Consider the following 18,497-nt stretch of genomic DNA (forward strand, 5'->3'; position numbering starts at 1 on the left):
GGACCCGGGCGACCGGGCCGCCACGGCGCCCCACCACCCGTCGCCGCGTCGGGGGCACGTCAAGGAGCCGTGACGGGCGTAACCTTGGCTCGCTCGCAACGGCCGATTGTCTACGCCGTCGAACGGGAAGGGTGACTGAATGACAAGCGTCTGGGAGAGCCTCACCGTCGATGCCCGTGATCCGGCACGGCTGGCCCGCTGGTGGGCCGAGGCGCTCGGCTATCAGATCATTTCCGACAAGCCGAGTGGCGTGGAGATCCGCCAGTCGCCGGATCGGTCCCCCGCGATCTTCTTCGGCCCGGTCGCCGAGGGCAAGGTACGAAAGAACCGGCTCCACCTGGACCTGCGTCCCGCCGACCGGGAGGCCGAGGTCGAGCGCCTGGTCGACATGGGCGCCCGGCACGTCGACATCGGCCAGGGCGACGTGGAGTGGACGGTGCTGGCCGACCCGGAGGGCAACGAGTTCTGCGTGCTGCCTGAGCGCGAGGAGTGAGCCGGTTTTGCGAGCCCCGCAGTCGCGAACAACAGCGGCTGAGTGAAAGTGAGCGTTGATCCGGCCGACCGGTTGGTGGCGGAGCCGCCCAAGGACACCGGCCACCGCCGGTCGCCGTACGAGCGTGATCGTGCCCGGGTGCTGCACTCCGCCGCGTTCCGCCGGTTGGCCACCAAGACGCAGGTGCACACCGCCGGCACCGACGACTTCCTGCGTACGCGGCTGACGCACTCGTTGGAGGTGGCCCAGATCGCCCGGGAGATGGGCGCCCGGCTGGGCTGTGACCCGGACGTCGTCGACGTCGCCGGGCTCGCCCACGACCTGGGGCACCCGCCGTTCGGGCACAACGGCGAGGCCGCGCTGGACCTGCTCGCGTCGCCCTGCGGCGGCTTCGAGGGCAACGCGCAGACGCTGCGGGTGCTGACCCGGTTGGAGGCGAAGGTGCTCGCCCCGGACGGGTCGTCCGCCGGACTGAACCTGACCCGGGCGTCGCTCGACGCGATCGGCAAGTACCCGTGGCCGCGCCGCCCGGGGCAGCGCAAATTCGGGGTGTACGCCGACGACACGGCGGTGTTCGAGTGGCTCCGGGCCGGTGCGCCGGGAGACCGGCGCTGCCTGGAGGCGCAGGTGATGGACTGGGCCGACGACGTCGCGTACTCGGTGCACGACGTCGAGGACGGCATCCACGGCGGGTACGTCACGCTGCGTCCGCTGCTCGCCGACGCCGACGAACGGGCCGCGCTCTGTGCCGACGTGGCCGCCACGTACTCGGGGGAGTCCTCGGCCGATCTGGCCGAGGTGCTGGTCGCGTTGCTGGCCGACCCGCTGCTCGCCCCCCTCGCCGCGTACGACGGCAGCCATCGTGCCCAGGTCGCGCTGAAGGCGACCACGAGCGGGCTGACCGGCCGGTTCGTGTCGGCGGCGGTGGAGGCCACCGAGCAGCGGTACGGCCCCGGCCCACACCGCCGGTACGCCGCCGACCTGGTGGTGCCGAGGCGGGTCCGGGCGCAGTGTGCGCTGCTCAAGGGCATCGCCCTGCGGTACGTGATGCGGCGCACCGGGTTCCGGGGTCGCTACGAGCGCCAGCGGACGATGTTGGCCGAACTGGTGGCCGCGCTGGTGCGGCGGGCGCCGGACGGGCTTGATCCGATCTTCGCCCCGCTGTGGCGGGCCGCGCCCGACGACGACGCCCGGCTGCGCGTCGTGATTGACCAGGTCGCCTCGCTCACCGATCCGGCGGCGGTGAGCTGGCACACCCGTCTGGTGGACAGCTCGACTACTTAGGTTAGCCTAACTGCATGACGGAACGCCCCAGGAACGTCACCTCGGTCCGGGTGCTGCGCACCGAACGACCCACCCCGCACCTGATCCGGCTCGTCCTCGGTGGGGACGAACTGGTCGGCCTGCCGGTGGGCGAGTTCACCGACCACTACATCAAGCTGGTCTTCCCGCAGCCCGGTGTCGCGTACCCCGAGCCGCTCGACCTCGTCGCGATCCGCCGGGACATGCCCCGCGAGCAGTGGCCCCGGCTGCGCGCGTACACCGTGCGCCGGTGGGACCCGCGCGCCGGCGAGCTGACCGTCGACGTGGTGCACCACGGCGACGAGGGCCTGGCCGGGCCGTGGGCCGCCGCGCTGCGCCCCGGTGACCCGGTGCACTTCGTCGGCCCCGGCGGGGCGTACGCGCCGGACCCGGACGCGGACTGGCACCTGCTGGTCGGCGACGAGAGCGCCCTGCCGGCGATCGCCGCCGCGCTGGAACGGCTGCCGGTGGGCGCCCCGGCACACGTCTTCGTGGAGATCGCCGACCCGGCGGACGAGCAGAAGTTGCTCAGCCCCGGAGCGGTCACGCTCAGCTGGCTGCACCGTGGCGAACGCCCGGTGGGCGAGGCGCTGGTCGACGCGGTGCGCTCACTGGAGTTCCCGGCCGGCCAGGTGCACGCCTTCGTGCACGGCGAGGCGGCCTTCGTCCGGGAGCTGCGCCGGCTGCTGCGCGGTGAGCGCGGTGTGCCGCTGGACCGGCTCTCCATCTCCGGCTACTGGCGGCGGGGCATGGACGACGAGGGCTGGCGCTCGTCGAAGCAGGAGTGGAACCGGCAGGTCGCCGCCGAGGAGCCGGCCACCGCCTGAGCGCCGGCCAGCTCAGTCCTCGGCCGTCGTGGTGAGTCGTCGGGTGAGCAGCACCGCGTACCCGACGACCGCCACCGAGAGCAGGGACAGCATCAGCTTCGGTCCGTGCACCGCCGCGGTGATCAGGATGGCCGAGCCCACGCCGTAGCCGGCGATGCCTAGCCGACCGATGCTCGGCCGGTTCCACACCCAGTGCAACGCCAGCCCGCAGAGCACCCAGACGGTGAGCGTGGCCGCCAGCAGGAGCCGCAGCTCCATCGGCAGCCGGACCACCTCGTCGTCGGCCAGCCGGACCATCTGCCCGAGTGCCCAGCCGAGCAGCAGTAGCGCGCCGCCGAGCGGAATATGCAGGTAGGCGTACGTCTGGCCGCCGCGCAGCCGGCGCTGTGACTCGCGGGTGGTGACGAAGGTGGTGTAGACCCACCAGACGGCCGCCGGCACCAGGAAGGCCAGTCCCGCCGTGACGATCATGTGTGGCCGCGGATGGTCGGGCACCGCGAAGAGGAGGCTGGCCAGCGCGCTGCCCAGCACGATGATGGTGAACTGCCCGATCCGTTCCGGCAGGTGCTGGTCGTCGACCGGAAACCGGTTCAGCCAGCGCTTGCCGACCCACGGGGTGGCCAGCTCGATGAGCATCGCGACGATCCACAACGTCGGGCGCGTGTCGGTGGGTACGGCCAGCGAGGCCAGCCAGATCAGCCAGCTCGACCCGAAGCCGCACAGGTAGATCGTGGTCACCGTACGGGCCATCGGGCTGGTCGGGCGGGCCCGCAGATACAGCAGGAGCAGCACACCCCGCACGATCAGGTAGCCGACCGGCAGGAGCACGCTCTCCGGCACCTCGTCCACCCCGAGCGTGATCGTTCCCGCGCCGACCAGCGCGACCAGCACCAGGATCCGGTGCGGTACGTCGTCCGGGTCGAAGCGGGTGTCGTAGAACACCTGGCCCAACCAGGCCCACTGGACCACGACGAAGAGCCCCAGCACGGCCAGCACGGCGCTCGGCGACGGTGTGGGGTCGTCGCCCAACCGGCGTGTCACCGCCGCCAGCGCGTACACGAAGATGAGGTCGAGGAACAGCTCCAGCCAGGTGGCGTGCCGTTCGCCGGTCTCACTCGCGCGCGGGCCGGACCCCCGTATCCGCAGCCGGCCGGCCACCCAATCCGGTGGCCGGGGCGTGTTGGCGCGTACCCTGCGCATCTGGTCATGGTCCCCGCGCGGACCCGCCGGCCGGGCCGGAACGGGCGAGTCCGATGGCGGCCCCCGCCACACCGGCGTCCCCCGGACGGCGTCTCGTCGGCCCGGCAGGGCAGGATGTACGGCGAGGGGGTGGCGCATGGCTGGGCGGATCCGGGACGAGGACATCGCGCTGGTCCGGGAACGCACCTCGATCGGGGATGTGATCTCCGAGACGGTCACCCTGAAGTCCGCCGGGGGCGGCAACCTCAAGGGCCTGTGCCCGTTCCACGACGAGAAGAGCCCGTCGTTCAACGTCTCGCCGGCCCGCAACGTCTGGTACTGCTTCGGCTGCGGGGCCGGCGGCGACGCGATCAAGTTCCTGATGGACGCGGAGCACCTGAGCTTCGTCGAGTCCGTCGAGCGGCTGGCCGGGCGCGCCGGCATCCAGCTCCGCTACGTCGAGGACGACCGGGGCGCCCCGCGTCCGCGCCCGCAGCAGGGCCAGCGCCAGCGACTGGTCGCCGCGCACGCCGCCGCCGTCGAGTTCTACCGGGCGCAGCTCAGCACCGCCGGGGCCCGGCCGGCGCGCGAGTTCCTGGCCCAACGTGGATTCGACCGGGCCGCCGCCGAGCGCTACGGGTGCGGGTTCGCGCCGGAGGGCTGGGACCTGCTCACCAAGCACCTGCGTCAGCAGGGCTTCACCCACCAGGAGCTGGTCACCGCCGGGCTGTCCCGGGAGTCCCGCTCGGGCACGCTGATCGACCGGTTCCGTCGTCGGCTGCTCTGGCCGATCCGCGACCTGGCCGGCGACGTGATCGGCTTCGGGGCGCGCAAGCTCTTCGACGACGACGACGGCCCGAAGTACCTGAACACCCCCGAGACGCCGATCTACAAGAAGTCGCACGTGCTCTACGGCCTCGACCAGGCCAAGCGGGAGATCGCCAAGCAGGGCCGGGTGGTCGTCGTCGAGGGCTACACCGACGTGATGGCCTGTCACCTGGCCGATGTGCCGACGGCGGTGGCGACCTGCGGCACGGCGTTCGGCGCGGACCACATCGGGGTGCTGCGCCGGCTCCTGCTGGACACCGACTCGGTGGCCGGCGAGATCATCTTCACCTTCGACGGGGACGCCGCCGGTCAGAAGGCGGCGCTGCGGGCGTTCGGCGACGACCAGCGCTTCGTCGGGCGGACGTTCATCGCGGTCAGCCCCGACAACATGGACCCGTGCGAGCTGCGCCTGGCCAAGGGTGACCTGGCCGTGCGGGACCTGGTCGCCCGCCGTGAACCGCTCGTCGACTTCGCGCTGCGGCACGAGATCAGCCGCTTCGACCTGGACACCGTCGATGGCCGGGTGGAGGCCATGCGCCGGGCCGCGCCGCTGGTCGCGCAACTCAAAGACCGGGAGAAACGCCCAGAGTACGTCCGCAAGCTCGCCATGGACCTCGGGATGGAGATCGAGCCGGTGCAGCGGGCCGTGCTGGCCGCCGCCAACACTCCGCCGTCCGGCGGCCGGGACGCCGCGCCCGCTGCACGGCCCGCCCCGGCCCACCCCGAGCCGGCGGTGGACAGCCCACAGTCGATGGTCGAGCGCGAGGCGTTGAAACTCGCCCTGCAACAGCCCGTGCTGGCCGGGCCCATGTTCGACGCGGTCGAGGCCAGCGAGTACCGCCACCCGTTGCACGTGGCCGTGCGCGCGGCCGTGGCGGCGGCCGGCGGGGCCGCGTCGGCGACCGGCGGCGCGGTCTGGATCGAGAAGGTCCGCGACGCCTGCGAGGATCTGGCCGCCGCGGCGCTGGTCGGCGAGCTGGCCGTGGAGCCGCTGCGGATCGACGGCGAGCCCGACCCGCGCTACGTGTCGATCACCATGGCCCGGGTGCAGTTCGGGTCGGTGACGGCCCGCATCCGGGACCTCAAGTCGCGGATCCAGCGGATCAACCCGGTCAACAACAAGGACGAGTACTTCGCCGCCTTCGGGGAGCTGCTGTCGCTGGAACAGCACGCCCGGGCGCTGCGCGAGCAGGCCGCGGGAGGGCTCTAGATGGGACTGTTCAGCCGCAAGCCGAAGCTGCCCCCGGCCGACCGGCCGCCGTTGGCCGCCGACGAGCGGGTACTCGCCTGGGCGGCGGTGGGCAACGGCGAGGGCGACGGCGTGATCGTGGCCAGCAACCTCGGGCTGTGGCTGCCCGGTCGGGGGCACCGCATCGGCTGGCACGACCTGATCAAGGCGGTCTGGTCCGGTCGGGAGCTGACCGTCACGCCCGCCGAGACCGTCGTCGAGCGTGACGGCTACCTCGTGGTCGCCGACGGGCCGGCGGAGACGTACCTGCTGCTCGACCCCGGTGAGCTGCCACACCAGGTGCGCGCCCGGGTGACCCGCTCCGTCGCGTACACCGAACACCACCCGGTGCCCGGCGGCGCGGCGCGCGTCGCGGCCCGTCGCGCGGCCGGGGCCGACGGTCTGACCTGGACGGTCCGACTCGACCCCGGCACACCGGCGGACGACGAGGCGCTGCTCGCCGAGACCGACCGCCTGGTCGGCGTGGCCCGAGCCGCCACCGCGCCGACCGACCTCTGACCGACGGTCACCTCGCTCCCAGGTCGTTCAGCGCCTTCTCGGCGCCCCGGTGCAGCGGCACCGGCAGGGTCCGGCGGGCCTTCTCCAGCGTGATCCCCTTGGCCGCCGGGTTGGCCTGGGCCAGGGCGTCGCGCTTGTCGAACACCGTCCGGGTGATCACGCAGGCGACGTTGGCGTCCAGGTCCTCGCGAACCAGCAGCACGTTCGGCACGACGATGGTCGGGGTGTCGCTCGCCGTCCGGTACACGTCCCGACCGATCGTGCCGGCCTGATAGCCGGGGCCAAGCGCGGTCAGCTTCGGCAGCAGCGTCGAGATGTCGACGAACGTCACCGTGTCACCGGCGGTGGTGAACAGGTCCGTCAGGCCACTGGTGGGCAGGCCACCGGACCAGAAGAAGCCGTCGATGCTGCCGTCCTTGACGCCGTCGACCGTCTTGGCGAGGTCGAGTCGCTGCGCCCGGACGTCCTTGGCCGGGTCGAGTCCGGCGGCCTCCAGCAGCCGGTTCGCGATCACCTCCGTGCCGGACTTCGGGGAGCCCGTGGAGATCCGCTTACCGCGCATGCCGGCGACCGAGGTGATCCCGGCGTCCTTGCGGACCACCACCTGCGTGTAGTTGTCGTAGAGACGGGCCAAGGCCCGCACCGGCTGTGGGGCGGTGAAGCTGCCCTTGCCCTCGACCGCGTTGACCGCCGTGTCGAACAGCGAGAACGCCACGTCGTACTGGCCGCCGACCAACTGCTCCACGTTCTGCACCGACGCGCCGGTCTCGGCGGCGGTGCCGGTGAGCTTGCCGCCGGTCGCCCCGGACAACTGCCCGGCCAGGGCGTTGCCGACCGAGTAGTAGACGCCCGTCGAGTTGCCGGTGGCGATGCCCACGCGGGTCTCCCGGGTCACCTCGCAGGTGACCGCACTGGCCGTGTCGTCCGTGGCCGCGCCGCCCTGCTGGCCTCCGCAGCCGGTGACGCCCGCCAGGACGAGGGCGAGCGCGCCCACGCCCGCCGCGAGCCGTACGTCGGTTCGTCTCACAGTCTCTCCTCTGTTGGTGTTCGCGGTCGGCCCGCTGTTGGTGTGCGCGGTCGGCTCGTGGATCCGCGTCGGACGAGCACTCCCGCTGCCGCGATGGCGGCCAGCGCCACGCCCACCGCGACCGGCACGGGTTCGAGCCAGAGCAGGGTGACTCCGGCGACGGCGCCGAGCACCCGTTCCGGTACGCCGGCGGGACCCACCCCGGGCAGCCAGCCACCGGCGGCGACAGCCAGCACGGACACGCTGAGCGCCGTCACCACGGCCGCGACGGCGATCCGCGGTACGCCGCCGATGCCGAGCAGGCCCAGCCCGGTCGGGGTGATGACGAAAGCGATCGGGGTGAGGTACGCCGGCAGCGCGTACCGCAGGGTCTGCCACATGGTCGGCACCAGCCGGCCCCCGGTGACAGCGGCCGCGGCCACGGCGGCGAGCGCGGTCGGCGGGGACACCTCGGACAGCACGGCGAAGTAGAAGACGAACATCGCCGCGGCGGGCGCGGTCACGCCCAGGTCGAGCAGGGCCGGGCCGACGATCACCCACCCGATCACGAACGAGGCGGTGACCGGCACGGCCAGGCCCAGCAGGCTGAGCGCGACGGCCGCGAGCAGCGCCGTGAGCACCAGGACCAGCGTCGGGTCGGCGGTGACCGCCTTCGCCCCGCCGATCAGCAGCGCCGCCGTCTGCGGCCCGAGCCCGGTCTTCGTGGTGGTCGCCGTGATGATGCCGGCGGCGGCACACACGGCGGTGACGGCGAGCACCCCGCGTACGCCGGTGACCAGGGCGGTCACCAGCCGGGCCGGGGTGAGCCGGTGGGCGCGGTCCAGCCACGACAGCACGGCGGTGAGGACGATGGCGAACACCACGGCCCTCGTCGCGGAGACGCCGACCGCGAGGAACACGATGATCGCGATCAGCGAGGCGAAGTGGTAGCCGAAGCGGCCCAGCAGCCGCCACGGTGAGCCGACATGGAGCGCGACCGGACGTACGCCGGAGCGGCGGGCGTCGATCTCCACGGAGAGCAGGATGCCCAGGTAGTAGAGCACCGTCGGCACCGTCGCCCAACCCAGCACCTGAAGGTACGAAACGCCCAGGTACTCGGCGATGATGAACGCCGCCGCCCCGAGGGTGGGCGGGGACAGGATCGCGCCCACCCCGGCCGCCGCCAGCATGCCGCCGGCCCGCTCCGGTGGATAGCCGGCGCGACGCAGCAGCGGCCAGGTGACCGCGCCGATGCTCACCGTCGTCGCCGCACCCGAGCCGGAGACGGTGCCGAGCAGGAAGCCCGAGGCCACCGCCGTCCGACCGGCGGCGGTCCGGGAGCGGCGGAACGCGGCGGTCGACAGGTCGACGAAGAACCGCCCGGCCCCGGACAGCTCCAGCACCGCGCCGTAGATGGTGAACAACACGATGTACGAGGCGGCCACGTCCAACGGGGTGCCGTAGAAACCGCTGTCGGAGTTGTAGAACGCGTCGATGAGTTGACGGAAGTCGAGCCCGGCGTGCGCGACCGGCCACGACTGCGGCAGCAACCCGCCGTAGTAGCCGTACCCGAGGAACAGCAGGCCGACCGCCGGCAGGATCCAACCGGTCGTACGCCGGCACGCCTCCAGCAGCAGGAGCAGCAGCACGGTGCCGAGCACCAGGTCCGTCGGCGCGAGCAGGCCCTGCCGGTCAAGGAACGCGTTGTAGCCGCCGCCACCCGTACCGATCCTGATCGGCAGGACGGGATAGAGGCAGGCCGCCACGGTCAGCGTGGCCAGCAGCCAGTCGACGAGGGTGGGCCGGGTGCTGGCGGTGTGGTCGGCGCGTGCCGTGCCGTCGGTGGGCCGGGTGCTGTCGGTGTGGTCGGGCCGTGCCGTGCTGTCTGCGGGCCGGGTGCTGGCGGTGGCTTGTCGCCGCCGGCGCGGGCGGGTCCAGCGCGGCAGGTCGGCCGGGTAGGCGAGGAAGACCAGCGGGAGCACACCGGCCAAGAAGATGATCAGGTAGTACTTGCTGCCCTGTGCGAGCGGGCGGAACACCTGCCAGAGAGCGAGCGTGCCGACCGCCAGCGCGACCGTGCCGAGCAGGAGGGCCGCCGGACCGGCCAACACCCGGCCGGGCCTCTCGTCCTCGAACTGGGCCGCCATGTCCCTTGTGGCCCGCTCGGCGGCGCCGCCCGGCCCGGTCGGTGCTGAGGTCTCGGTCGGTTTGGCGGTGTCGGTCGGTTCTGGGGTCTCGGCGGTCGGCTCTGCCGTGTCGGCTGGTTCCGCGGCCTCGGCCGCTGGGCGCGGTCGAGGCGGCCTGTCGGCCGCAGTCGTGACGGGCTCGTCGGCAGGGCGCGTGTCGGGCCGGTCGGCGGGGCGCGTGTCGGGCCGGTCGGCGGGGCTCGTGTCGGGCCCGTCGGCGGGCGAGTTGGCTGGTCGGGCGGGTGACGGCGGACCATCGGGCGAGCTGGCGGGCGACACAGGGGGACGATACCTGTCGATCGGCCGACGGCGTGGGGCATTGATCGGCGTTTCGCTTCCGGCGGGTCAGGGCGCGCGGGTATTTGCCTGCAGGGATGTCGGACCCGGCGGTTAGGGTCGGGCGGTGACTACCGGGCGACCACTGATTCAGGCTCGTGGGCTGGTGAAGCGGTTCGGTGACTTCACCGCCGTGGACGGCATCGACGTCGAGGTGCAGTCGGGTGAGGCGTTCGGCTTTCTGGGACCGAACGGCGCGGGCAAGTCCTCCACCATGCGCATGGTCGGTTGCACCTCGCCGCCGAGCGCCGGTGAGCTGCGCATCCTCGGCCTGGATCCGGTGGCCGACGGGCCGGCGATCCGCGCCCGCCTCGGGGTGTGCCCGCAGCTCGACAATCTCGATCCGGAGCTGACCGTCCGGGAGAACCTGACCGTCTACGCCCGCTACTTCGGCATCTCGCGCCGGGCGGCACGGGCGCGGGCCGCCGAGTTGCTCGACTTCGTCCAGCTCACCGAGCGGGCCGACAGCAAGGTCGATCCGCTCTCCGGCGGGATGAAACGACGCCTGACCATCGCCCGTGCTCTGGTCAACGACCCGGACATCGTGCTGCTCGACGAGCCGACCACCGGGCTCGACCCGCAGGCGCGGCACCTGGTGTGGGAGCGCCTGTTCCGGCTGAAGCAGCAGGGCGTCACGCTGGTGCTCACCACTCACTACATGGACGAGGCCGAGCAGCTCTGCGACCGGCTGGTGGTGATGGACGGCGGTCGGATCGTCGCCGAGGGTTCGCCCCGGGCGCTGATCGAGCGATACTCCACCCGCGAGGTGGTCGAGCTGCGCTTCGCGGCCGAGTCGCAGGCGCCGTTCGCCGACAAGCTGGCCGGGGTGGGGGAGCGGGTCGAGGTGCTGCCCGACCGCGTTCTGCTCTATGTGCCCGACGGCGACGCGGCGGTCGCCGAGGTGACCGCGTCGGGTTTGCAGCCGGCGAATGTGCTGGTGCGCCGCAGCAGCCTGGAGGACGTCTTCCTGCACCTGACCGGCCGCACCCTCGTCGACTGACCCTGGTGCCGGTTGCCGCCGCCGGCCGATCGGTGGCGGTGCGGGGTGGGCCCGGGGGCGATCGGTGGCTGCTCAGCAACAAACCTGCCGGCGTGTCGTGCTGCTGAGCAGCCAACGACCATCGGGCTCTGGCCCAGGTGCGTGACTCGAAGGACCCGGACGGCCCGGTGCTCGTCTTCGAGCCCGACAGGTGGCGCGCCTTCATCGCGTCCGCCGCTGCCCGTCGAGCATGATCCATCACGCGAGCGGCCCCCGCTGGGGGTGATCCCCTCGATTTCCCGGATGTCGGGGCTTTCCGTGGCCGCCGACACCGCGACTTCCAGGAAGTCGAGTCGATCACGCAATCGCGGCGACGGGCACGGCGTAAGCGGCTCGCGGTATGTCGTACCCCTTGGGTAGACAAGGTCGTGGTCGACGCGGGTGGAGGTGGCGCGGTGAGCGTGGCGGAACGGACGCGGGCGAGACCGGGACCGCCGTGGGCGCCGGCGTCCGCGGTGTTCGGCTACTACCTGGTCGGGCTGCGGCGCACCTGGCGGGCCGGGGTGTTCTCGTCGTTCCTGCTGCCGCTGCTGACCGTGCTCGGGTTCGGCGTGGGCGTCGGGGGCTACATCGACCAGGGTGTCGGCGGGGTGCCCTACCTGGAGTGGCTGGTTCCCGGGCTGATCGCCTCGACCGCGCTCCAGGTGACCGTGGGTGACTCGACGTGGCCGGTGTTCAGCAACTTCCAGTGGGTCAAGAGCTACCAGGCGCAGAGCGCGTCGCCGCTGCGCGTGGGCGACATCCTGGCCGGGCACCTGGCCTTCGTGCTGTTCCGGGTGGTCACCACGATCGCGGTGTTCCTGCTGGTCACCGGGTTGTTCGGGGCGCTGCGGTCGCCGTGGGCGGTGGTTACCCTGCCGGTGGTGGCGTTGCTCGGTCTGGCCGTGGCCGCGCCCACCTTCGCGTACGCCGCGGCGGTGTCCAGCGACAACTGGTTGGCCATGCTGTTTCGGTTCGCGGTCATCCCGATGAGCCTGTTCGCCGGGGTGTTCTTCCCGGTCGAGTCGCTGCCCGAGGCGCTGCGCTGGCTGGCGTACGCCACGCCGCTGTGGCACGCCGTCGATCTGTGCCGGGCCGCCACGCTCGGTGTCGCTCCACAGTGGTCGATCGTCGGGCACCTGCTCTACCTGGCCGCCTGGGCGGTCGCCGGGTGGCTGCTCGCGCTGCGCGCCTTCCGCCGCAAGCTCGTCGTCTAGGGGGAACCCGTGGTCACGCTGGTCCTGCCCCGGCTGGTCGACGTCTCCGGCGCGTCCCGCCGGTCGGCGTCGGTGATCGGGCGCAACGTCACGGCCCTGAAGGCGGTCTACTGGCTGCTGTTGCTCTCCGGCTTCGTGGAGCCGCTGCTCTACCTGCTCTCCATCGGCCTGGGGGTGGGGACGCTGGTCGGGGACCTGCCGTTGCCCGACGGACGGCTGGTGTCGTACCCCGAGTTCGTGGCCCCGGCGATGCTGGCCTCCTCCGCGATGACCGGGGCGATCTCGGAGACCACATTCAATCTCTTCGGCAAGATGAAGTACATGAAGCTGTACGACGGGATGATCGCCACCCCGATCCGCCCGTTCGAGATCGCCCTCGGTGAGCTGGGCTGGGCGATGCTGCGCGGCAGTGCGTACTCGGCGGCGTTCCTCGGGGTCATGGTCGCGCTCGACCTGACCACCGTGACCCGGGCCGTCACCGCGCTGCCGGCGGCGGTGCTGGTCGGATTCGCGTTCGGTGGGCTCGGCATGGCGGTCGCCACCGTCATGCGCAGTTGGCAGGATTTCGACCTGGTGGGGTCGGTCCAGTTCACCCTGTTCTTCTTCTCGGGCACGTTCGTGCCGGCGCAGGCCTACCCGACCCTGCTGCGCTGGCTGGTCGAGGTCACTCCGCTGTACCGGGCGGTGCACCTGCTCCGCGGGCTCACGGTGGGCACCGGTGGCTGGCTCTGGCTGCTCGACGTGCTCTACCTGCTGGGAATGATGGCGGTCGGTCTGCTGGTGGCCTCGCGCCGGATGGGCAGGATGCTCTACAAGTAGGGGGTTATCCAAGGCCGTCGACGGGGCATGTCCGCAGGTGACACCGCCGACGACGAGGAGGGGCGATGGCCTCGGACGAGTCTTCCGCCCAGCGTGAGCGCCAGCACAGCGCCCGTGACGACACCGCCCACGACAGCCCCGTCCACGACAGCCCCGCCCACGACAGCCCCGCCCACGACAGCCCCGCCCACGACAGCCCCGCCCACGACAGCACCCCGGGCGGCCGCACGGCGCGCGATCGCAAGCACGGCCGGAGCGAGCATGACCCCCGCACGCGCGCCCGCACCGAGCGGGACCGGGCCAGCGCGCCGGTCGGGGCGGTCGGGCCGGACGCGGGCCCGGACAGCCCCACCGACCTGCCCGGCAGCGGCTGGAAGGCGGCGCTGCGTCGTACGGTCCGCGAATTTCAGGACGACAGCCTGACCGACTGGGCGGCGGCGCTGACCTACTACGGCGTGCTGTCGATCTTCCCCGGGCTGCTGGTGCTGATCTCGATCCTCGGCCTGCTGGGCGCCAGCGCCACCGAGGGTGTCAAGGACACGGTCAACCAGGCGGTGCCGAACGACAGCATCCAGAAGATCATCGAGGAGGCCATCAAGCAGGCGCAGGGCAACGGCGGGCTGGCCAGCGTCGCGGCGATCATCGGTCTGCTGGCGGCCTTCTGGTCGGCGTCGGGCTACATCGCCGCGTTCATGCGCGCCTCGAACACCATCTACGACGTGCCGGAGGGCCGGCCGATCTGGAAGACCCTGCCGATCCGGGTCGGCGTGACGGCGGTGATCGGCGTACTCCTGCTGGTCAGCGCGGTGATCGTGGTCTTCACGGGCCGCCTCGCGGAGGTGGTCGGCGACGCCATCGGCGTGGGCTCCGAGGCGGTCGCGGTGTGGAACGTGGCCAAGTGGCCGGTGCTGCTGCTCCTGGTCAGCCTGATGTTCGCCATCCTCTACTGGGCCTCGCCGAACGCCCGCCACGGCGGGTTCCGCTGGATCAGCCCAGGTGGCGTGCTGGCCGTGGTGATCTGGCTGGTGATCTCGGGCCTGTTCGCCTTCTACGTGGGCAACTTCGGCTCGTACAACAAGACGTACGGGGCGTTGGCCGGCGTGATCATCTTCCTGGTCTGGCTGTGGCTGAGCAACATCGCGATCCTGCTGGGCGCCGAGTTCGACGCGGAGTTGGAGCGCGGTCGGGCGATCTCGGCCGGGCATCCCGTCGACGAAGAGCCGTACGTCGAGCTGCGCGACGACCGCAAGCTCCGCAAGAAGGACCGCACCGCCTGATCGGCACCACATCGCCGACCTGGCGGCATCCCCCGCACCGGATGGCACCACATCGCCGACCTGGAGTGGATCGAGCGCGCACCGACACGAACCCGCCCCGCCAGCACAGACCCGCTGGCGGGGCGGGTTCGTGTCGGTCGATGAAACTGCACGCGAGCGCCTGCGGGCACGCCGTTATCCTTTTCTTGATCCACTTTTAGCTTTTGTTCCTTCGGACAAAAGTTGGGAACGGAACGGCTGAAGCTCTGGACACGCGGCGCGGAGCGCTCCTACTGTGTCGGACACAACACATCGACATTGCGTCGATGTGAACGAGTCCGATGAAGAGGTGAACCGCGCGTGCGGACCGTCGACCCCCTGCACGTCCGGCTGTTGCGGTTACTCCGCGACGAGGGGGCCGTGTCCCGGGCCGAGCTGGGCGACCGGCTCCAGATGCCGCGCCCGCGACTGCTGGCCGAGCTGGACCGGCTGGTCGCGCTCGGGTACGTCGCCGAGGCCGGTTTCGCCGCCTCCCGGGGCGGGCGTCGCTCGACGCTCGTCGAGCTGAACCCGAAGCTGCGCTTCGCCGCCGTCGACCTGGGCGCCAGCTCGATGGACGTCGAGGTGGTCAACGGTCGCCTCGAACCGGTGGCCCACTACGCCGAGCCGGCCGACATCCGCAGCGGCCCGAAGGTCACCCTGCAACGGGTCAACGAGCTGCTGCACAAGGCCCGGGTCGACGGGGCGTACGAGCGGCTGGACGCGGTGGGCATCGGCGTACCCGGGCCGGTCAGCTTCCGCGACGGCGTGCCGGTGTCGCCGCCGATCATGCCGGGCTGGGACCGGTTCCCCGTCCGCGAGCTGCTCAGCCGGGAGCACGCCTGCCCGGCGGTGGTCGACAACGACGTCAACATCATGGCCATCGGGGAACGTCACGGCGGAGTCGCCCACTCGGTGGACGACTTCCTCTTCGTGAAGATCGGCACCGGTGTCGGCTGCGGCATCTACCTCTCCGGCGAGGTCTACCGGGGCACCGACGGCTGCGCCGGGGACATCGGCCACATCCAGGTCGACGCGCACGGTCCGATGTGCTCCTGCGGCAACGCGGGCTGCCTGGAGGCCCTGTTCAGCGGCGCGGCGCTGGCCAAGGACGCGTTCGTCGCGGCCCGCAGCGGAGCGTCGCCGGCCCTGGCCGAGCGGTTGAGCACGCGGGGCACGGTGACCGCGCTGGACGTCGCCGAGGGCGCCGTCGAGGGCGACGTGACCTGCATCCAGTTGATCCGCGACGGCGGACGCCGGGTCGGCGGCGTGCTCGCCGGCCTGGTCAGCTTCACCAACCCGTCGATGATCGTGATCGGCGGCGGGTTGGCCCAGCTCGGGCACATCCTGCTCGCCGAGATCCGCAGTGTGGTCTACCGCCGGTCACTGCCCCTGGCTACCGGCAACCTGCCCGTCGTGCTGTCCGAGTTGGGTGGCCGGGCCGGTGTCGCCGGCGCGGCCGTGCTCGCCAGCGACGTCGCCTTCGGGGAAGCATCATGAGCGAGGAGGAGACCGTGGCCCTGTCCGACGAGACCGCCACCACCGGGTCGGCCGACGCCGACGCCGCCGCGCCGCTGGTCGAAGCTCCGCCCGACACCGTCGCGGGCGAGGTGGTCCTGCGCCTCACCGACGTGGTCAAGACCTTCCCCGGCGTACGCGCCCTGGACGGGGTCCAGCTCGAGGTACGCGCCGGAGAGGTGCACTGCCTGCTGGGGCAGAACGGCGCTGGCAAGTCCACGCTCATCAAGGTGCTGGCCGGCGTGCACCAGCCGGATTCCGGGCTGGTGGAGTGGCGCGGCGAACCGGTCACCTTCGCCAACCCGCAGGCCGCCATGAAGTCCGGCATCGCCACCATCTACCAGGAACTCGACCTCGTCGAAGACCTCTCGGTCGCGGAGAACGCGTTCCTCGGGCACGAGTACCGCAGTTTCGGCTTCGTCCGGCGCGGCCGGATGGCCCGGCACACCCGGCAGATCCTCAGCCGGCTCGGGCACGGCGAGATCCCGCCCGGTCGGATGGTCCGCTCCCTGCCGGCGGCCGGCAAGCAGATCGTCAGCATGGCGCGGGCGCTGTCGCACGAGGCGCGACTGATCATCATGGACGAGCCGAGCGCGGTGCTGGCCCACGACGAGGTCGGCAACCTGTTCCGGATCATCCGCGAGCTGACCGCGCAGGGCATCGCCGTCATCTATATCTCCCACCGCATGGAGGAGATCCGCGAGATCGGCGACCGGGTCACCGTACTCAAGGACGGCCGGACCACGGCGGCGAACCTGCCGGCGCGCGACACCCCGACCCGCGACCTGGTCAGCCGGATGACCGGCCGGACCATCGAGTACGTCTTCCCGGACCGGCCGACCGACGACACCGCCGGCAACGAGCTGCTCCAGGTCGAGGGGTTGACCCGCACCGGCGAGTTCGCCGACGTGTCGCTGAACGTGCGGGCCGGAGAGATCGTCGGCATCGCCGGTCTGGTCGGCTCCGGCCGCTCCGAGCTGCTGGAGACGATCTACGGCGCCCGGCTGGCGGAGGCCGGCACGGTGCGGATGGACGGCAAGGCGCTGCGCCCCGGCGTCGGGGCGGCGGTACGGGCCGGCATGGGCATGGCCCCGGAGGAGCGCAAGAGTCAGGCGCTGCTGTTGGGCGAGCCGATCTACCGCAACGTCACGCTGGCCACCTTCGGCCGGTACGCGCGGCTCGGCTTCACCAACGCGGCGGCGGAACGCGCCGAGGCGGACCGGATCGCCGAGACCCTGGAGCTGCGTCCCCGGGACGTCGACCGGCCGGTACGCACCCTGTCCGGCGGCAACCAGCAGAAGGTCGTGGTCGGCCGGTGGTTGCTCGGCGGCACCAAGCTGCTGCTGCTCGACGAGCCCACCCGGGGTGTGGACGTGGGCGCTCGGGCCGAGCTGTACCAGGTCATCCGCTCACTGGCCGCGCAGGGCGTCGGCGTGCTGCTGGTCTCCAGCGAGGTACCCGAGGTGCTGGGCCTGGCCGACCGGGTGCTGGTGATGCGCGAAGGCCGGGTCGTCCGCGAGGCCGCGGCCGGCGAACTTGACGAGAACACTGTGCTTGACCTCGTGATGGCGGGGTCCTTGATGGAAGGCGCACCGGCATGAGCGACGCGACTCCCACACCCACCGCGACACCGGAGCGCCCGCAGCTTCCGGCCCAGTCGCCGCCGGTGGACCCGGCGGAGACGGCGGTGGCCAGCGAAAAGACGGCCTCCACCGGCAAGCTCTCCTGGTGGCGGGGCGACGGCGGCGACGGTGCGAAGCGCAACCTCGGCCTGATCGGCGTGCTGGCCGCGCTCGTCGTGGTCGGCGCGATCACCAAGCCGGACCTGTACGGCGACCCGACCTGGGTCTGGAACAACGTCCTGGCGATCCTCCAACTCGCCTCGGTCGTCGGCGTGGTCACGGTCGGCATGACCTTCGTGATCATCGGCGGTGGCATCGACCTGTCGGTGGGAGCGATCGTCGCGCTGGCCGGGGTCTGGTGCACCACGGTGGCCACCCAGAGCTATGGCGCCGGCGGCATGATCTTCACCGCCCTCGTGGTGGGCATCTGCGTCGGCCTGGTCAACGGCGTCCTCATCTCGTACGGCCGGTTGGTGCCCTTCATCGCGACCCTCGCGATGCTGGTGGCCGCGCGCGGCCTGGCGGCCTCGATCTCCAACAAGCAGACGCAGGTGTCGAGCAGCACGTTCATCAACGACATCGCCGCCCGCAAGATCATCGGTGTCCCGATCCTGGTCTACATCCTCGGCGCGGTCGTGCTGGCCGGATGGGTCCTGCTCAACCGGACGACCTTCGGCCGGCGGACCATCGCCGTCGGCGGTAACCCGGAGGCGGCCCGACTGGCCGGCATCAACGTCCGCCGGCACACGATGCTGCTCTACGCGCTCTCCGGTCTGTGCTGCGGCATCGCGGCCATCATGCTCACCTCGCAGGCCACCTCGGCGCAGGCGGCGATGGCCAACCTGTACGAGTTGGACGCGATCGCCGCCGCGATCATCGGCGGGACGCTGCTCAGCGGTGGTCGGGGCACGATCGTCGGCTCGCTGCTCGGCGTCATCATCTTCGCCACGATCACGAACCTCTTCGCCATCAACGGCCTCTCCATCGAGGCGCAGAACATGGTCAAGGGCGGCATTATCGTCGCCGCCGTCCTGATCCAGCAGTTCAAGTTCAAGTCAGTCACCCGGCTCCTCGCGCGGAACAGGGTCACCACCACAACCTGAC

15 protein-coding genes and 1 pseudogene are annotated in these 18,497 nt (G+C 71.8%); 13 read left to right on the forward strand and 3 right to left on the reverse strand.

Annotation, left to right across the window (positions count from 1 at the left end):
• Nucleotides 1-139: 139 nt before the first annotated feature.
• From ACIBTX_RS29715 to ACIBTX_RS29725, 3 genes are read left to right on the forward strand one after another with little or no spacing between them, the layout of a single operon-like run.
• Nucleotides 140-493 carry a VOC family protein gene (locus tag ACIBTX_RS29715; protein WP_357133311.1) on the forward strand — a complete coding sequence of 118 codons (354 nt, stop codon included), beginning with the start codon at nt 140-142 and terminating at the stop codon, nt 491-493.
• Between the two features lie 42 nt (nt 494-535).
• Nucleotides 536-1,777 carry a deoxyguanosinetriphosphate triphosphohydrolase gene (locus ACIBTX_RS29720; protein ID WP_396833296.1) on the forward strand — a complete coding sequence of 414 codons (1,242 nt, stop codon included), beginning with the start codon at nt 536-538 and terminating at the stop codon, nt 1,775-1,777.
• 14 nt (nt 1,778-1,791) lie between these two features.
• Nucleotides 1,792-2,622, forward strand: coding sequence for a siderophore-interacting protein (locus tag ACIBTX_RS29725; protein ID WP_357133315.1), 831 nt, complete (start codon nt 1,792-1,794; stop codon nt 2,620-2,622).
• 12 nt (nt 2,623-2,634) lie between these two features.
• Here the strand turns inward: ACIBTX_RS29725 and ACIBTX_RS29730 are convergent, their stop codons facing one another.
• The gene (locus tag ACIBTX_RS29730; RefSeq protein ID WP_357397166.1) at nt 2,635-3,822 is read right to left on the reverse strand and encodes a low temperature requirement protein A; all 1,188 of its coding nucleotides are present in this window, start codon (nt 3,820-3,822) and stop codon (nt 2,635-2,637) included.
• A gap of 114 nt (nt 3,823-3,936) precedes the next feature.
• Here ACIBTX_RS29730 and dnaG point away from each other — a divergent pair.
• Together dnaG and ACIBTX_RS29740 are read left to right on the forward strand one after the other, a co-directional pair.
• Nucleotides 3,937-5,839, forward strand: a pseudogene (gene dnaG / locus ACIBTX_RS29735) (DNA primase).
• Nucleotides 5,840-6,376: a hypothetical protein gene (locus tag ACIBTX_RS29740; RefSeq protein WP_357397168.1), complete on the forward strand. Its 537-nt coding sequence runs from the start codon at nt 5,840-5,842 to the stop codon at nt 6,374-6,376. It abuts the pseudogene before it with no gap.
• A gap of 7 nt (nt 6,377-6,383) precedes the next feature.
• On the opposite strand, the gene ACIBTX_RS29745 is transcribed toward ACIBTX_RS29740, so the two are convergent.
• On the reverse strand, nt 6,384-7,403 hold the full coding sequence (locus tag ACIBTX_RS29745) for a TAXI family TRAP transporter solute-binding subunit (RefSeq protein ID WP_357133321.1): 1,020 nt from the start codon (nt 7,401-7,403) through the stop codon (nt 6,384-6,386).
• Complete coding sequence (locus tag ACIBTX_RS29750; protein ID WP_396833297.1) at nt 7,400-9,847, reverse strand: TRAP transporter permease; 2,448 nt, start codon at nt 9,845-9,847, stop codon at nt 7,400-7,402. Before ACIBTX_RS29750 ends, ACIBTX_RS29745 begins: the two co-directional genes overlap by 4 nt.
• A gap of 124 nt (nt 9,848-9,971) precedes the next feature.
• Between ACIBTX_RS29750 and ACIBTX_RS29755 the strand changes: the two genes are divergently transcribed.
• From ACIBTX_RS29755 to ACIBTX_RS29790, 8 genes are all read left to right on the forward strand, one after another.
• Nucleotides 9,972-10,904 carry an ABC transporter ATP-binding protein gene (locus ACIBTX_RS29755; protein ID WP_357133326.1) on the forward strand — a complete coding sequence of 311 codons (933 nt, stop codon included), beginning with the start codon at nt 9,972-9,974 and terminating at the stop codon, nt 10,902-10,904.
• A gap of 128 nt (nt 10,905-11,032) precedes the next feature.
• Complete coding sequence (locus ACIBTX_RS29760; RefSeq protein ID WP_357133381.1) at nt 11,033-11,137, forward strand: DUF397 domain-containing protein; 105 nt, start codon at nt 11,033-11,035, stop codon at nt 11,135-11,137.
• Nucleotides 11,138-11,338: 201 nt separating this feature from the next.
• Nucleotides 11,339-12,139 (forward strand): ABC transporter permease, encoded by an 801-nt coding sequence (locus ACIBTX_RS29765; RefSeq protein ID WP_357133328.1) that lies wholly within the window; start codon nt 11,339-11,341, stop codon nt 12,137-12,139.
• Between the two features lie 9 nt (nt 12,140-12,148).
• A complete protein-coding gene (locus tag ACIBTX_RS29770) occupies nt 12,149-12,958 on the forward strand; it encodes an ABC transporter permease (RefSeq protein WP_396833298.1) in 810 nt (269 codons plus the stop codon).
• A gap of 65 nt (nt 12,959-13,023) precedes the next feature.
• Nucleotides 13,024-14,235: a YihY/virulence factor BrkB family protein gene (locus ACIBTX_RS29775; RefSeq protein WP_396833299.1), complete on the forward strand. Its 1,212-nt coding sequence runs from the start codon at nt 13,024-13,026 to the stop codon at nt 14,233-14,235.
• A gap of 339 nt (nt 14,236-14,574) precedes the next feature.
• Nucleotides 14,575-15,753: an ROK family protein gene (locus tag ACIBTX_RS29780; protein ID WP_355051303.1), complete on the forward strand. Its 1,179-nt coding sequence runs from the start codon at nt 14,575-14,577 to the stop codon at nt 15,751-15,753.
• Nucleotides 15,750-17,372 (forward strand): sugar ABC transporter ATP-binding protein, encoded by a 1,623-nt coding sequence (locus tag ACIBTX_RS29785; protein ID WP_357133335.1) that lies wholly within the window; start codon nt 15,750-15,752, stop codon nt 17,370-17,372. Before ACIBTX_RS29780 ends, ACIBTX_RS29785 begins: the two co-directional genes overlap by 4 nt.
• Complete coding sequence (locus tag ACIBTX_RS29790) at nt 17,369-18,496, forward strand: ABC transporter permease (protein WP_357175800.1); 1,128 nt, start codon at nt 17,369-17,371, stop codon at nt 18,494-18,496. Before ACIBTX_RS29785 ends, ACIBTX_RS29790 begins: the two co-directional genes overlap by 4 nt.
• The last annotated feature ends 1 nt before the right edge of the window (nt 18,497 follow it).

It is taken from the genome of Micromonospora sp. NPDC049359, assembly GCF_044466585.1.
In the GTDB taxonomy this organism is placed as follows: Bacteria; Actinomycetota; Actinomycetes; order Mycobacteriales; family Micromonosporaceae; genus Micromonospora.

Coding starts and splice junctions, on each gene's coding strand:
- ACIBTX_RS29715 (WP_357133311.1), top strand. CDS start 140: ATGACAAGCGTCTGGGAGAGCCTCACCGTCGATGCCCGTGATCCGGCA.
- ACIBTX_RS29725 (WP_357133315.1), top strand. CDS start 1,792: ATGACGGAACGCCCCAGGAACGTCACCTCGGTCCGGGTGCTGCGCACC.
- ACIBTX_RS29730 (WP_357397166.1), bottom strand. CDS start 3,822: ATGCGCAGGGTACGCGCCAACACGCCCCGGCCACCGGATTGGGTGGCC.
- ACIBTX_RS29740 (WP_357397168.1), top strand. CDS start 5,840: ATGGGACTGTTCAGCCGCAAGCCGAAGCTGCCCCCGGCCGACCGGCCG.
- ACIBTX_RS29775 (WP_396833299.1), top strand. CDS start 13,024: ATGGCCTCGGACGAGTCTTCCGCCCAGCGTGAGCGCCAGCACAGCGCC.
- ACIBTX_RS29785 (WP_357133335.1), top strand. CDS start 15,750: ATGAGCGAGGAGGAGACCGTGGCCCTGTCCGACGAGACCGCCACCACC.
- ACIBTX_RS29790 (WP_357175800.1), top strand. CDS start 17,369: ATGAGCGACGCGACTCCCACACCCACCGCGACACCGGAGCGCCCGCAG.